This window comes from candidate division WOR-3 bacterium, assembly GCA_039803545.1.
Lineage (GTDB): Bacteria > Hydrothermota > Hydrothermia > UBA1063 > UBA1063 > UBA1063.
The window spans coordinates 139175-153606 of the sequence record JBDRYS010000003.1; the positions used below are offsets into that span (position 1 = coordinate 139175).

The window sequence follows — 14432 nt, forward strand, 5'->3', positions numbered from 1 at the left end:
GCAAATTACTTCAACATAGGCATTTTGAGGCCGTGCTTCTTTGCCGTTTCTATTGCAATCTTATATCCAGCATCAGCGTGTCTAACCACACCAATACCGACATCATTGGTAAGGACTCGCTCGAGTTTCTTCTGGGTTAACTCGGTACCATCAGCAACAATAACCATTCCTGCATGTAAAGAATACCCTATTCCCACACCGCCTCCATGATGGAAAGACACCCAGGTGGCTCCAGAAGATGCATTTAAAAGGGCGTTAAGGATAGGCCAATCCGCTATTGCATCGGATCCGTCCAGCATAGCTTCAGTCTCTCTATAGGGTGAGGCTACGGAACCTGTATCGTGATGATCCCTTCCAATAACTATTGGTGCCTCAAGCTCGCCCTTTCTCACCATTTCGTTAATTGCAAGTCCAAATTCCATCCTCTCACCCTGTCCCAACCAGCATATCCTTGCAGGTAATCCCTGGAAATGTACCTTTTCCCTTGCCATCTTAATCCACTTTCTTAGATGTTCATCATGGGGAAAGAGCTCTAAAACCTTTTCATCGGTTTTATAGATATCTTCTGGATTCCCTGAAAGGGCAACCCACCGGAAGGGACCTTTACCCTCAGAGAAGAGATCCCTTATGAAAGCAGGAACGTAGCCCTGGATATTGAAGGCATCCTTTACTCCATTGTCATAGGCGAGTCTTCTGAGGTTATTACCGTACTCAAAGGTTATGGCACCTTGTTTCTGCATCTCTAACATCGCTTCGACGTGAATGGCTGCTGATTCACCCACTCTCTTCAAGTAATCCTGTGGATCCTTTTTCCTCAATTCTGCAGCCTCTTCCACAGTAAGTCCTTTGGGAATGTACCCATTTAATGGATCGTGAGCGGCAACTTGGTCCGTTAAAAGGTCGGGAATAAATCCTCTCTTTACTAACTCGGGGTGAACCTCTGCTGCGTTCCCAAGGAGTCCTATGGAAAGAGGCTTACCTTCTCTTTTCGCTTCTTCAATCATAAAAAGAGCCTTGTCGAGGTTATCAGTCCAGGTGTCAAGATACCCCATCTTCAGCCTTCTTTCAATCGCCCATGGATTGACCTCAACAGCGAGCATGATCCCATCGTTCATTGTCGCAGCAAGTGGTTGAGCGCCCCCCATTTCACCGAGCCCTGCGGTAAGGATTACCTTCCCTTTAAGGGAACCGCCAAAATGTTTCTTGGCTGCTGCGTAAAAGGTCTCGTAAGTGCCCTGGAGAATCCCCTGAGTTCCTATGTAAATCCAACTTCCCGCCGTCATTTGGCCGTACATTATAAGGCCACGTTCTTCCAGTTCTCTAAAGTATTCCCAGGTAGCCCACTTGGGGACGAGATTTGAATTGGCAATCAAGACCCTTGGAGCCCACTCGTGGGTTTTAAAAACTGCCACAGGCTTTCCTGATTGAACGAGCAAAGTTTCGTCATTTTCCAGGTTTTTAAGGGTCTCAACTATGGCATCAAAGCACTCCCAGTTTCTTGCTGCCTTTCCTGTACCTCCGTACACAATTAAATTAGCGGGATCCTTCGCAACCTCCGGGTCAAGATTGTTCATCAACATTCTCATTGCCGCTTCTGTGAGCCAGCTTTTACAGGTTAACTTGTTTCCCCTCGGAGCCCTAATGACCCTTGTGGACATGTTATCACCCCCAAAAAATTTAATTTGCTATTTTGACATTAAAACCAATTTTTAATGGATTCTCCTCAATAAGCTCGGTTCCCTGGGAATAGCTGATAAAGGCCTTGCTTAAATTAATTCCAAAATAAAATGGGCTCATTTTATAACCGAGTGCTACATCTATTCCAGGTACATAGATGTCCTTCACAAAGCTCTTCTCCAAAACTCCACCTACGCGCAAGAAGGTCATATCGCGGAAAGTATGGGATATTCCAACAGAACCTAACCAATAATCTGTGAGAGTGGTATCAAGCTTTGAAAATCGCTTATACAAAAATTCAAAATCAATCCTGGCACCTGACTTTACAGCAGGACTGTAATATCCCGAAAGGGCAACTTGATTTGGCATAGAGTAGTAATTTTCCTCGGGAAATTTTACTTTGGTTGAAAACTGGGTTAAAATTCCAAAGGATTTTGTAGAATATCCAAAGGCCGCTACAGGCCTTACAGACCTTTGAACTGACGAGGGCATATCTTTCTTCAGGAGGCCAAGTCCCGTAGCCATTTGAAAACCTGAGAAATTAAGGGAAACAACAAGACCACCCTCAGAAATACCACCCTTTCTCTCAATTCTTAATGTATCCTCAACCAAGTAACTTGAGTTGTATTGGATTTTTTCATAAATGTAGTTCAAATCGACAACTTCTCTGAAATAAAGGTAGGTTTTAAATATCCAGAAGCCCAATCCCAAAAGCACATCTGGCTTTACAAGATAATAATTTCTTCTCTCGTAGGTGATTTGCCGTCCTACTGTGTTGTTGTAAGAGTCGTAAAGGTACTGATACCTGTATTCGTTAACAAGGGCACTGTTGAAAGTGAAAGAAACGTAATATTTCCCAAAGGACTCAAGGAGAGGCAAGCCTCTGCGCTCCAGTTGGTCGCCATACTGAACTCCTGTATATAGATTAGTTAATGATGCAACCATCAAAATCAACAACTTCATTTTTGACTCCTTTTGGCAAAATATTCCTTAAGTACCATTATAAAGTAAATTGCAAGTCCTATCGAGATGCAGGAGTCGGCAACATTAAACACAGGCCACCTTAGAGTGGGTGAAAGGCCGATATCGATAAAGTCTATAACCTCTCTAAAATGTACTCTGTCTGCAATATTGCCAGCGACTCCCGCCAGAATAACTGCAAAAAGGTTTGCATTTAAAATATTTTTAGATTTAATAGAATCAAGAATCAAAGCAATGAGAAAAACAATGGCAACAACGCCAAGGATTATGTAAGGAAAATTTCGTCCAAGGGAGATACTCCATAGGGAATGTGGATTACGTACATGGGTGATTTTAACAAACTCTCCAATCAATCTTATTTCCGAGCCAAGGGGTAGAAACTTTACTACAAGATATTTGGTAATCCTGTCTAAGGAAAAGAGCAAGGCAAAGATGAGAAGTACCTTTTTCATTAAACCAATCTCAACCAGTTATGGAGCAAGAAGTATATTCTACCAATTAAAAGGGAAATACGTGCCATAATCGTGTAACCAAAGGATGCCCCGAAGGTGATCATTAAGATGGTTATGCCAACCTTAGAGGACACACCAAGAACCCCTTTGTGTTCCCTGGAGAAATAAAAGTAAAGTATGGTGAATAACGTTCCGAAGACAATAATCAGATTATTGAAAGTATAAAGAATCGTCTCACCTACCGTTGAGCCCTTTACAAACAGAGGAAGCATCGACGCTTGAACCTGGGGTACAAGAAATCCTTGAGTTAGCCCTGTAATACCAAGCCCAGCCGCCATACCAACGGTAAAAGAAATTGACCAAACGGATAGCCAGGAAAGGGGCTTAACGAATCTCAAAAGTATAAAGAGGGAAAGTATAAGAGGAATAACCAATAAATATCTCTGAACCCCTACCTTCTCAGTGAAACCCATAACCAGCTTAGGATAGGCATCAAAAACCCAGACGTAAAGCACCATAAAAGCAGCTGAGCTACCCACATATACGTGTTCTGCAAACTTATAAAAGGGATTATCCTTGTACAAAAAGGACAAGATAGCAAGGGTAAAAAAGGCAGCAACCCAAGTCCAAATTATGTTGCTCATTTCTTCGCCCTCCTTAAAACAAGAAAACCAATGTTACCTATTATTATAAAAGCAATAATTACCAAGTGAATCACTGACTGCGCAAGCATGCCAATGGATGCCTGACCAGGAATTCCAACAAGGGTCTCATAGTCTGCTGCCCCCCTCAATCCGCCAATAACCGACACCACTTGGTTTGCCTGCATATAGGGATAATAGTCCGGAGTCATAACTGCAGTGGTTCCAAGAATGATCGGGAGATTGTATCGTGCATAACCGTACTGAATCCATGCATCACCCACAGCACCGGCTTCAAGGCCGAACAGAAGCTTAATGTCTTTATAATTTTTCACACTTCTCATAATTGGAAGAGAGTCTATCGGCGTATATTTGTAATCACTGGAAAACACACTCTTTATGTCTTTGCCCATATTTATTATAACTGCTGCCACTCCAGGACGGTACCCCAGGAAAACGTAATCAATACCATAAATCTTGTTGTATTTTTTAGCGATATCCTCTAAGGCCTGCTGTCCAAGGGGGAGACCCAACGCCCAGTGCCCTAACATTATAACCTTCAAATTTTTACGGAAGGCATGATGTAGGAAGGTTTCCAGCATAGGCTGAAGCTCAGGCATACTTGCGGCATCGTAGTCTATGGAAACCATTACGATTGAACTTTCAGGCAAACTTTCTATATATTCGTAAGCCTTCTTTACCTCTGGGAGAGGTTCTATCTTCATCGTCTTCTTAGTCAATATGGGAATCGCCGTCGCTAAGAAGACTGTGAGGTAAATTATCCTCCTGTCGATCCCCGCAAGCTTCTTAAAAAATTCCGTCATATTCTCTCCTCCTATTTCATATACGTACGTTCAATACCAAGAATAATTCTTATGGACATAGCTATTCCACCGAGGGCTATTCCGATCATTATACCTCTCTTCCCGGCCATCTGAGGCACGTTCATTACCCAGTCAGCAAAAGAAGGTATGTGTTGTTTCAGGTAAACCCACCCAATAGGATATATAAGAGCAATAAAAGCAACAGCAACCAGTATATAAAGAAGTTTGGTTCCCGTTTCAGTAATCCCTACCGATTCAGCATAGAAATACCATGCAAATATGAGAAATATTACGGTAATTACGTAGGGAGCGGCGCCTTGACCGAGGGGAATTCTCCCTAACATTACAATTACTGCGGAAACAAGGAGCAGGGCTGAGTTGAACTCCTTTGCCCTGAAGGCACGGTAAGCGGCACTGGCGATGAAGAATGAAAGGATTGCAAACATAGTGGACTGTAAAGGCATAAAAATGGAGTTGTAAAAGTACTTTGAAAAAGTAGAGGTTGGTGAGAAAGGATTATGTTCTGGGGTCCTTACGATCTCAGTTACGCCCCAAATCAGTGTAAGGAAAAAACTCAGAATCAAAATTAAGGAGTATGGGGCGTCTTTTTCTTTCCGCCTGATCTTCTTAAAATTGTATTCCAAAAGACTATCAATACCAAGAAGCATCGTAAAACCGGAAACGATGATGTACCAATCGTTGAAGATCTCCTCAAGGTTTCCGAAGGGCTTATGGGGAATAAATAGGGCTAAAACAAGCAAGAATCCCGAAATAAACGTTATCGCGAGTGGAATCTCTTTTTTCATCTCACCCTCCTAAAAAATGTTAAAGAAGTTAATAAGCATATGATTACCTATACCAAAAGTTTCCATAAGTGAACCAATGAGAATAATTATCACAAGTACCATTTTAATGTAGTCTTCACCCTTTATGGTACCGAGTGAAAGGGCATCCCTCGAAAGGTAGGCACTGGCCGCATACATTTCCTCTCCAATTAAAGTGTAATCAGTGGAAGCGATAAAGAAAGGTAGCTGCGTGACCGCTGTGGTTCCAGATATCTGGATAGCACCAATGGAATGTCCGGTTTCTGCCAGGATCAGAGATTCGGCGTAAAAGTAACCTTGGAGAAATACTGCACCAGGCCTCTGCCTCATCATAATACCATCAACTCCAGCCGCATAGCCAAACTGGTCTGAAGTAAGGAAGTAAATATTGGATTCTTTATACAAATCGGGCCTGCCAGCCTCAATATAACCCTCTTTTACCGTTTCTTGGGCTGCAACCATTACAATTGGATCATAGCACGGTACAATTACATCTGCCTCATACTCCGCAGCCTTATAGGCAACCCTCTTCAAAATAGCAAGAGAGGCTACAGTTGGAATGTCACTGATATAACCCAACCCCATTATATAAAGTATTGGTCTTCCCATTTCCGTGGAGCGCCCAACGGCCTCGTCGATAGCCTCAAGACCCGCAATCTTCCTGATAAAGAGATTCTTATCTACTCTTGCCCTCATAATGAAATAGAGGAGGAAGGCAGTATAAATCAAAATGATAATCAATACCGATAACCTTTTGGAGTTGAACCACTGCTGAGTACTTATTGCGGGTTCAGTGGTTCTACCTTCAGCCACCAAGGTATCTCCATGGTAAATCAGAACTCTGTAATAGTAGGGTTTTTTATCCATAACACCTATATCTTGAAACTGGGTTTCCGGCTTAAACAGAGTTTCAATCAATGTATCAGGTGCATTGAGATCCTGAGTCCTGTAGATTTCTATTCGGCTAACCACCCAAGAACTATCAAGTTCCCAGGTTATTGTAATGCTTCCCCCTGCATCGTTTGGTGTATCGTAGGCTTTCATATTAACGGGGGAAGCTTGCCACAAAAATAAGAGGATAGCGAGCTTCATAAATACCTCCTATGTACCCTCCTGCCAAGAATTTAAATATGCCCTTTGCTCTTCACTAAGCTTATCTATTGAAACGCCAAGGGTTTTCAATTTATACTCTGCCACTTTTCTATCCAGTTCCGGAGGAAGTGTGTAAACTTTAGCTTCCAAATTATCCTTATTTTCAAGTAGATACAAAACTGCAAGAAGTTGATTAGAAAAAGACAGATCCATCACATCTGCAGGGTGTCCCTCTGCAGCTGCTAAGTTCACCAATCTGCCCTGAGCCAAGAGGTATAAAACCTTGCCATTTTTAAGTGTAATCTTTTCAAGGTTTTCTCGAATTTTCTCAATTTTTATGGCGTTTTCGTAAAGGTATTTTACATCTACTTCAACATCAAAATGGCCCGCATTGGCTAATATGCATCCCTCTTTGATAACCTCAAAGTGTTTAGAAGTTACCACATCCTTGCAACCTGTTGCAGTTACAACAATATCCGCAACTTTAACAGCCTCTTCCATTGGCATGACAAGAAAACCGTCCTCAAAAGCCTCAAGGGCCTTGATGGGGTCAACTTCTGTCACGATCACCCTCGCACCCATACCCCTTGCCCTCATAGCGATGCCTCTGCCACACCAACCGTAACCTGCCACAACCATCGTGGTACTGGAAAGTAAGATGTTGGTCGCCCTTAATATACCATCTATAGTAGATTGCCCCGTGCCGTATCGGTTATCAAAGAGATGCTTTGTCTGGGACTCATTCACAGCAAAGACAGGAAATCGCAAAACCCCAGCCTTTTCCATAGCCTTAATGCGGATTACGCCTGTAGTGGTTTCTTCCGTTCCCCCTACAACACTATCCCATAGTCCTTTCTCATGTACTAACTTTGTTAAATCCGCACCGTCATCCATTATTATCCTGGGGGATTTCGACGCTATTATCTCTAAATTTTCGTAATAACTTTCCTTACTTTCTCCATGAATCGCAAAGACACCAATCCCAAAATCCCTAACTAAGGATGCGGCTACATCATCCTGTGTAGAAAGGGGGTTCGAGGGCGCAAGATAGACCTCAGCCCCCAGTTCCTTTAAAGCAATAACAAGATTTGCCGTTTCTGAAGTTACATGTAAACAAGCTGAAATTTTAACACCTTGAAGAGGTTTAGTGCCCTTATGCTCCTTTGCTAATTGTCTCAAAACAGGCATGCGTGTGGAGGCCCATTCGATTTTTTTGAATCCAGAATCGGCTAATCCGATGTCTCTGATCCTAAAATCAGCCATTAAGAGCCTCTAAAAGGTCTTTAACAGAGTCGGTTAACTCCCATGTGAAACCTTCTTCTTCCCTTCCAAAATGCCCATAAACCGCAGTTCTGTAATATATGGGTCTCAGAAGGTCGAGTCTATCTATAATTCCGCGAGGCGTAAGGTCAAAGACCTTTTTTATGGCTTTCACTATCTGTTCCTCTGGATATTTTGAAGTCCCAAAGGTATCAACGTAAATAGCTACAGGCTCTGCTACACCAATCGCATAAGCAAGTTGAATTTCCACCCTTTTTGCAATCCCCGCCTTCACAATGTTCTTAGCAATATACCTTGCCATATAGGCCGCAGATCTATCAACCTTTGTTGGATCCTTACCAGAAAAACAACCTCCTCCGTGTCTCGCAAAACCACCATACGTGTCAACCATTATCTTCCTTCCCGTAACACCCGTGTCGGCAACAGGGCCACCTTGAACGAATCTACCCGTCGGATTGATATAACATTTCATTTCTCTGTCCCTCAATTCCTCAGGTATAACATGATTAATCACAAGCTCTCTTAAATCTTCACGAAGTCTCTCTATTTTGACCTCCTCATCATGTTGGGCCGAAAGGACCACTGTGTTAACTTTAACGGGCTTACCTGTATTATCATATTCTACAGTAACCTGGGACTTTCCATCGGGCCTTAAATAAGGTAGAATGCCATTCTCCCTTACCTCTGTCAATCTCCTAACGAGCTTGTGGGCAAGCACGATGGGCATTGGCATAAGTTCAGGGGTTTCATCGGTGGCATAACCAAACATTAAACCCTGATCGCCAGCACCCCCCACATCAACACCCATTGCAATGTCAGGTGACTGCTCCTGAATCGAGGTAATTACTGCAACAGATTGATAATCAAATCCATATTCAGGTCTTACGTATCCAGCCTTTTTAATAACCTCCCTCACTACTTCGGGAATTTCAACATAGGTAGTGGTGGTAAGCTCACCCGCGACCATTACAAGCCCCCGAGTGGTGAGGGCTTCAATGGCTACCCTTCCCTTTCTATCATCTTTCAAAACGGCGTCAAGAATAGCATCAGAAACCTGGTCACAAATCTTATCAGGATGTCCCTTTGTTACTGACTCAGATGTGAACAGTTTTCCCATTTTATACCTCCTAAAATTTTACTTTTAAACCAAGATAAAGCACCCCTTCTGCCTCTCTATAACCTTTACGATCTAAAGGTCTAAACCCCAAATACAACATCCCTTCATTCGAAAGTCCTTTCAACAATAAGCCCCAATTAGCTTCAATTTCAGGTGTTAAATTATATTCTAAAGTTAAGCCACTGTAAAAGCTTAAATCTAAAAAGGGCATCACTGTGTTCGAGAGGGGATGGGCATAAAACAGATCTAAGAGGAAATCAAATTGATTAGGATTTCCTACAGTTAACCAGGGAATCTTCTCATGCCTTAAATAAGAGCCAAGTTCCAGTCGATAATAAAGGGATCCCGGATTTATTTGAAAGTTCAAATTTCGATTACTGTAAACGAACTTCAACTTATTCCAGTATAGGCTTCTATCTACAAGGGTATCGATTTTATGGTAGCAAGTATGATCGAGGAAAATGCCATACCACTTTTTTTCTTTTATTACCTTAAATCCGCCACCCAGTAAATAGTCAGCCTCCTGTGGATCAAGCTGAATTAGACCCACGTCGCGTCCCATCCAGATGTTTTCAAAACCATAAAGCACAAGCCTCACCTTCCCCCATTGGAAAACATCCGATTCAATACTTATCTTACCCATTGCGCTTCTTCTCTTCAAGGTACCTCCAAATTTTCTGAGCTCCCCGAAACCCTGGGTAGAAAAGATGAGGTGAAAATCTGAGAGGAGTGACAGTAACAATAAAATCTTCATTACAAAACCTCCAGTATCTGGTCCCTTTCGTAAGGGACTAATTCCATTAAGGCTCCGCCTCTTTTAATTAAAATACCCACGCTTTTCTCTTTAATTTCGCCTATTATTTCAGCAGGTATCCCCTCTTTTTGCAAATCTCCGCAAAGGCGTTCTGCTTCTCTCCTTCCAGTAAAGGCAATCAGTGAACCCGAGGCTATAAGTCCAAGAGGATCGATACGATAATATGTAGAGATAGCTTTAGTTTCTTCGTAAATTATTATTCTGTCACCATCAATAATTGCCCCAAGCCCCGAAGCAAGTATCGACTCATATAGCGCCGTTATCATTCCACCTTCCGTGGGGTCGTGGAGATTGTGAATTTCGTAATTTTCAATTACCTTAAGCCCTACATCAAAAAGACATATACCCGGGTCGTAAAGGAATTCCTGGCACCTTTTCACAAAGGGTTCTCCAAAAACTCTCACAAGTTCTTCCTGCTTCTCCCGGGATATAATACTCGTCCCCTCAATGGCAACGCCTTTGATTTGAACTATTGCATCACCTACTTTTACCTTTTCAGGAGAGACTTCCCTTATAACTTGACCGACCATAAACCCTGATAGTACCGTGCTCTTAAGGCCAGGTGTCACCTCTGTATGTCCTGTTATTACAGGAGTATTGAATTTTTTCGAATAAAACCCCAGTTTCTCAAAGGTGTTCAAAACTTCCTCCTCTGAGATACCTTCATGGAACAGCAAATTTACACCGAGGTATAAGGGTTTAGCGCCCAAAGAAATAAGGTCATTAATGTTACAAGCCATAAGATAATATACGCTATCCTTGGAGGTAAAAGTGATTGGGTCTGAAGTAAAGGCGATAACAGGAGATTTAATCTTAACTATTGCCCCATCAACGCCGTACTTGGGACCTACGAGAATATCCTCAGAAGTTACCTCTAATTTTCGTAAGCATTCCTTCAGTAGCTCAGGAGGTATTTTACCCGGTTTCAACGGCATGTATATAATTATAGGGCAAAACATTGATTGAATTTAGCAAAGACTCGAAAATAAAAAGTATGAAATGGCGTTATCGAAAGCAAGAATTCCCTCTGACTTGGTACGACTTTCCACGAATTATCTCCATTGTGCTATCAACAAGAAAGATAACGCCAGAAGCTGCGGAAGAATTTCTCTATGCACACAAAAAATCCTTCTATGACCCTTCCAAACTTAAAAGTATCGAAAAAATCGTCAACAGATTAACAGAGGCCCTCGAAAGGAGGGAGAAGATTCTCATTCATGGTGATTATGATGTTGACGGTATAAGCGGTGCTGCTTTACTCTTTCGCGCTCTGGACAGACTTGGGTTCTATGTAGATCATTATATACCCCACCGGGCTACTGAGGGGTATGGCCTTTCACCCAGGGCAATAGAAAAGGCAGAGAAGGAGGGTTTCAATGTAATTTTAACCGTGGATACGGGAATCTCGGCTTTCGGCCCCGCCTACACCGCAAAATTTAAAGGAATAGACCTGATTATAACCGATCATCACGAACCCCAAAGGGTGAATATTAACGGTTTGAAATCCATAAGAAAATTTGCTCCCCAAAATCTAACAAAAATAGAAGAAGACTTCAAGACATCAAAGTATATTTTACCAGAAGCTTACGCTATTCTGAACCCCAAATTAGAGGTTTACCCTGACCCAAACCTTGCAGGTGTGGGAGTCGCCTTTAAACTCCTTGAAGCACTTTACGCCTATTTTGAAAGAAACCCCGAAGAACTTTATGATGACCTGGACCTCGTTGCATTGGGAACCGTTGGGGATATGGTGCCACTTGTTAAAGAAAACAGAATCTTTGTTAAAAAGGGCCTCCACGTATTAACCAATTCAAATAAAGCCGGAATAAATGCCCTGAAGGAGATTGCTGGAGTTTCTGATGGAGATATAAATCCTTTCCATATCTCTTTCATCTTAGCCCCGAGAATCAATGCAGCGGGACGAATATCCCACGCCAATGAGTCCTTTGAGCTCCTTATCACGGAAGACGAAGAAAAGGCCTTTGAACTTGCTGAAAATCTCCAGAAACTGAACAACAAAAGAAGAGAAGAGGAACGGGCAATCTTTGAAGAAGCTATGGAACAGGCTCTGAAATTGGATCTCAGGGAAAACTACATTCTTGTACTATCCTCCGAAAATTGGAACTACGGGGTTATAGGGATTGCAGCATCGAAATTGGTCGAGGAGTTTAGAAGGCCTGTAATTCTTGTTACCTTCGAACACGACATGGGAAGGGGTTCTTGCAGGAGCATTGAAGAGTTTGACATGCACGATACCCTGACAAAATTCAGTCACTATCTTGAATCCTTTGGCGGCCATAAATTGGCCTGCGGCTTAAAAATAAGAAGGGAAAATTTCGAAAAATTTAAAGAAGAACTGAATCGTTACGCTTCTGAAGTCCTTAGTGGCCTTGATTTAGAGCCCGCTCTTGAAATTGATGGAGATATTGAGCTTAATGACTTGAAAGAGAACTTCCTGGACTACTACAAACTACTTTCACCTTTTGGTGTTGGCAATCCAGAACCAGTGTTCGCTCTTAAAAACGTTGCGATCGATAAAGACAGCATTAGAGTTTATAAAGAAAAACACGTTTCGTTCCTTATAAATGACTCCGAAAGAAAGTTTAGGGCGATTTACTTCGACGGCATTGAGAAGTTAAAGGTCTTGTTAGAAAGTGAAAAGGTAGCCCTCGCTTTTTCAATAAACTTAAGGGAAAACGAGGACTTCGAGCTTAAAGTTTTAGATATTAGACCCTTTTAATAAAAATTATACCCGCTTTGCTACTATTCAGACTGGGGATAGACTGAAACAAAAACTTTATTTTTTCTCTTCTCAAACTTCACATATCCGTCAATTAGAGAATAAATGGTGTAGTCCGCGCCAAGACCAACGTTATAACCAGGATGAAATTTCGTTCCTCTTTGTCTCACAATTATGTTACCAGCTTTAACAAATTGCCCATCGAAATTCTTAACACCAAGCCTCTTGGAAATGGAATCCCTTCCGTTTCTTGACGAACCCATTCCTTTTTTGTGTGCCATGGTTACCTCCTGAAGTGCTTTTATTTTAAATCAATCCAATCGTATTTTCAAACCCGAACACCGGAATCCCATACAACTTTGTAATCCAATGCCCTTTTGATTATACCACAAAACTTCATTATAATTATCGAACTTACAAGGAGGATTGAAATGCCAGCGCCGAAAAGAAAGCATTCAAGGGCCCGTTCAAGAAAAAGAAGGACGCATTACAAAGTAAAAATGAAAACCGTTGTAAGCTGTCCAAACTGCGGTGAACCAATAACCCCACATACGGTTTGCCCCAATTGTGGATACTATAAGGGCAGACCCGTTATGGTTGTTAAAACGAAAGCTGAATAAATACAAGGTTCTTCAAACAAAAAGGGGTCCTTGCGGGCCCCTTTTTATTTTAATGCTATCCCCTTTTATTTCACCAGCAGGAATTTATTCACTTCATCCTTTCCATCCACCCTTAGTCTCACAAAGTAGATTCCTTGAGGTAGCGATTCGCCATCGACCTTGACCCTGTAGTATCCCCTGTCGTATTCGCCCTTCGCAAGGGTCTTCACCACTCTACCCTGAATGTCCAGAACATCAAGGGTTACATTGGATCTCTTCGCAACCTCAAAGGCTACAAAGCCCACTCCCTTAAGCGGATTACTGGATAAACCGAGAAGCCTCGTCCTTTGAGGCAGGTTTTCACTCACGCCGGAGACAAGACCCGTAGTGTCGGTGGTAAAGAGTATGGCCCTTCCCCCCACAATAGAATCGGCACTCTGAGCATAGGTTCCATCGTAGTAGTATTGAATTCCATCGTCACCCGCAGAGTTCTCAATACCACAGGTATAATCCGTCTGGCCAGGTGTGATAAGGAACTGGATCACTATATTACCATCACCCGTAGGCGTCGGATAGTAGGCAGGATCGTAAAGAATTACCTCAGCCTTGGTCGGTAAAGTAGTTCCATAATGATAAACACTGTCATACTCTACTATGAAGATGTGGTTCGCTGCATCATAGTAGTAGTAAATCTTTCCGCTTCCTGTGGCACTTGGATTAAGGTCATCCCATACGATGGCTATGATGTCATTAGGGGCTGAAGAGTTGGGAATACCTACATTGGAAAAGTAAGAGGATGTATAACTTCCAAAACCAACCCATCCATTGGATGAAACCGTTATGGAACTCTTGTTCTGACCAAAGAATTTAAAGGTGAAGGGCAAGGATACCGATTGATATACATCATCACTACTGCTTGCTATCTGGGTACCAATGTTCTTAATCTCAATCCAGTTAAAGGTAGGTCTCATGGAGTACGGTGAAAGGTCTGAAAAGGCCCTGTACCCGTAATTACATGGCCCTACGTACCTCCCCGCAATAGGGATGACCACCTCAAGACTCTCAGAATATCCTGTACCTGTTATCCTCAAAAGGTACCTCAAACTCTGAATAGAAGCAGAAGGATGGATATAGACCTGGAATCCGTCTCCACTGGATGGGGTATATGCCCCTATGTTTCCATAATTCGAGACACTATCGATAACATCCGAATTCCCATCCAACGCCCTCAAGTAACCTACAACATTGTCAACGCCCATTAATCCACCAGTAAGGGTAAGATAGAGGTTTACAAGCTCACCAGGGTCCTGATATCCATTGCCATTGCCGTAAACCTCACTCACACTGTAACCGGTGTAGGAAAGTTGAGGCATAAAGACTACAGGCCCCA

At 42.4% G+C, this 14432-nt stretch carries 15 protein-coding genes; 2 read left to right on the forward strand and 13 right to left on the reverse strand.

Features of this window, described 5'->3' with window-relative positions:
• Window positions 1-5: 5 nt before the first annotated feature.
• From hutU to ABIM45_07500, 11 genes are read right to left on the reverse strand one after another with little or no spacing between them, the layout of a single operon-like run.
• A complete protein-coding gene (gene hutU, locus ABIM45_07450) occupies window positions 6-1658 on the reverse strand; it encodes a urocanate hydratase (protein ID MEO0239734.1) in 1653 nt (550 codons plus the stop codon).
• Between the two features lie 19 nt (window positions 1659-1677).
• On the reverse strand, window positions 1678-2640 hold the full coding sequence (locus tag ABIM45_07455) for a hypothetical protein (GenBank protein ID MEO0239735.1): 963 nt from the start codon (window positions 2638-2640) through the stop codon (window positions 1678-1680).
• Window positions 2637-3110 (reverse strand): signal peptidase II, encoded by a 474-nt coding sequence (gene lspA / locus ABIM45_07460; GenBank protein ID MEO0239736.1) that lies wholly within the window; start codon window positions 3108-3110, stop codon window positions 2637-2639. Before lspA ends, ABIM45_07455 begins: the two co-directional genes overlap by 4 nt.
• Window positions 3110-3754, reverse strand: coding sequence for a hypothetical protein (locus ABIM45_07465; GenBank protein ID MEO0239737.1), 645 nt, complete (start codon window positions 3752-3754; stop codon window positions 3110-3112). Before ABIM45_07465 ends, lspA begins: the two co-directional genes overlap by 1 nt.
• Window positions 3751-4575 (reverse strand): hypothetical protein, encoded by an 825-nt coding sequence (locus ABIM45_07470; GenBank protein ID MEO0239738.1) that lies wholly within the window; start codon window positions 4573-4575, stop codon window positions 3751-3753. Before ABIM45_07470 ends, ABIM45_07465 begins: the two co-directional genes overlap by 4 nt.
• Before the next feature lie 11 nt (window positions 4576-4586).
• Window positions 4587-5381, reverse strand: a complete 795-nt coding sequence (locus ABIM45_07475; GenBank protein MEO0239739.1) for a hypothetical protein — start codon at window positions 5379-5381, stop codon at window positions 4587-4589.
• Window positions 5382-5390: 9 nt separating this feature from the next.
• Complete coding sequence (locus tag ABIM45_07480; protein MEO0239740.1) at window positions 5391-6491, reverse strand: DUF6754 domain-containing protein; 1101 nt, start codon at window positions 6489-6491, stop codon at window positions 5391-5393.
• Window positions 6492-6500: 9 nt separating this feature from the next.
• Complete coding sequence (ahcY, locus tag ABIM45_07485) at window positions 6501-7754, reverse strand: adenosylhomocysteinase (protein MEO0239741.1); 1254 nt, start codon at window positions 7752-7754, stop codon at window positions 6501-6503.
• A complete protein-coding gene (gene metK / locus ABIM45_07490) occupies window positions 7747-8889 on the reverse strand; it encodes a methionine adenosyltransferase (GenBank protein MEO0239742.1) in 1143 nt (380 codons plus the stop codon). The genes ahcY and metK overlap by 8 nt, the downstream gene beginning before the upstream one ends.
• Window positions 8890-8899: 10 nt before the next feature.
• Window positions 8900-9643 (reverse strand): hypothetical protein, encoded by a 744-nt coding sequence (locus ABIM45_07495; GenBank protein MEO0239743.1) that lies wholly within the window; start codon window positions 9641-9643, stop codon window positions 8900-8902.
• Window positions 9643-10638: an AIR synthase-related protein gene (locus tag ABIM45_07500; GenBank protein MEO0239744.1), complete on the reverse strand. Its 996-nt coding sequence runs from the start codon at window positions 10636-10638 to the stop codon at window positions 9643-9645. The genes ABIM45_07495 and ABIM45_07500 overlap by 1 nt, the downstream gene beginning before the upstream one ends.
• A gap of 59 nt (window positions 10639-10697) precedes the next feature.
• On the opposite strand from ABIM45_07500, the gene ABIM45_07505 reads away from it, so the two are divergent.
• Complete coding sequence (locus ABIM45_07505; GenBank protein ID MEO0239745.1) at window positions 10698-12443, forward strand: DHHA1 domain-containing protein; 1746 nt, start codon at window positions 10698-10700, stop codon at window positions 12441-12443.
• 23 nt (window positions 12444-12466) lie between these two features.
• Here ABIM45_07505 and rpmA read toward each other — a convergent pair whose 3' ends face one another.
• Window positions 12467-12724: a 50S ribosomal protein L27 gene (gene rpmA, locus ABIM45_07510; GenBank protein ID MEO0239746.1), complete on the reverse strand. Its 258-nt coding sequence runs from the start codon at window positions 12722-12724 to the stop codon at window positions 12467-12469.
• Window positions 12725-12874: 150 nt separating this feature from the next.
• On the opposite strand from rpmA, the gene rpmF reads away from it, so the two are divergent.
• Window positions 12875-13063: a 50S ribosomal protein L32 gene (gene rpmF, locus ABIM45_07515; GenBank protein MEO0239747.1), complete on the forward strand. Its 189-nt coding sequence runs from the start codon at window positions 12875-12877 to the stop codon at window positions 13061-13063.
• Window positions 13064-13128: 65 nt separating this feature from the next.
• Here rpmF and ABIM45_07520 read toward each other — a convergent pair.
• Window positions 13129-14432, reverse strand: a 1304-nt coding sequence (locus tag ABIM45_07520) for a T9SS type A sorting domain-containing protein (GenBank protein ID MEO0239748.1), incomplete at its 5' end; no start/stop codon positions are given.

What these genes read in the sequence shown, in the direction of transcription:
- metK (MEO0239742.1), bottom strand. Translation starts at nt 8,889, where the DNA reads ATGGGAAAACTGTTCACATCTGAGTCAGTAACAAAGGGACATCCTGAT.
- rpmA (MEO0239746.1), bottom strand. Translation starts at nt 12,724, where the DNA reads ATGGCACACAAAAAAGGAATGGGTTCGTCAAGAAACGGAAGGGATTCC.
- ABIM45_07455 (MEO0239735.1), bottom strand. Translation starts at nt 2,640, where the DNA reads ATGAAGTTGTTGATTTTGATGGTTGCATCATTAACTAATCTATATACA.
- rpmF (MEO0239747.1), top strand. Translation starts at nt 12,875, where the DNA reads ATGCCAGCGCCGAAAAGAAAGCATTCAAGGGCCCGTTCAAGAAAAAGA.
- ABIM45_07495 (MEO0239743.1), bottom strand. Translation starts at nt 9,643, where the DNA reads ATGAAGATTTTATTGTTACTGTCACTCCTCTCAGATTTTCACCTCATC.
- ABIM45_07470 (MEO0239738.1), bottom strand. Translation starts at nt 4,575, where the DNA reads ATGACGGAATTTTTTAAGAAGCTTGCGGGGATCGACAGGAGGATAATT.
- ahcY (MEO0239741.1), bottom strand. Translation starts at nt 7,754, where the DNA reads ATGGCTGATTTTAGGATCAGAGACATCGGATTAGCCGATTCTGGATTC.
- hutU (MEO0239734.1), bottom strand. Translation starts at nt 1,658, where the DNA reads ATGTCCACAAGGGTCATTAGGGCTCCGAGGGGAAACAAGTTAACCTGT.
- ABIM45_07475 (MEO0239739.1), bottom strand. Translation starts at nt 5,381, where the DNA reads ATGAAAAAAGAGATTCCACTCGCGATAACGTTTATTTCGGGATTCTTG.
- ABIM45_07500 (MEO0239744.1), bottom strand. Translation starts at nt 10,638, where the DNA reads ATGCCGTTGAAACCGGGTAAAATACCTCCTGAGCTACTGAAGGAATGC.
- lspA (MEO0239736.1), bottom strand. Translation starts at nt 3,110, where the DNA reads ATGAAAAAGGTACTTCTCATCTTTGCCTTGCTCTTTTCCTTAGACAGG.
- ABIM45_07465 (MEO0239737.1), bottom strand. Translation starts at nt 3,754, where the DNA reads ATGAGCAACATAATTTGGACTTGGGTTGCTGCCTTTTTTACCCTTGCT.
- ABIM45_07505 (MEO0239745.1), top strand. Translation starts at nt 10,698, where the DNA reads ATGAAATGGCGTTATCGAAAGCAAGAATTCCCTCTGACTTGGTACGAC.
- ABIM45_07480 (MEO0239740.1), bottom strand. Translation starts at nt 6,491, where the DNA reads ATGAAGCTCGCTATCCTCTTATTTTTGTGGCAAGCTTCCCCCGTTAAT.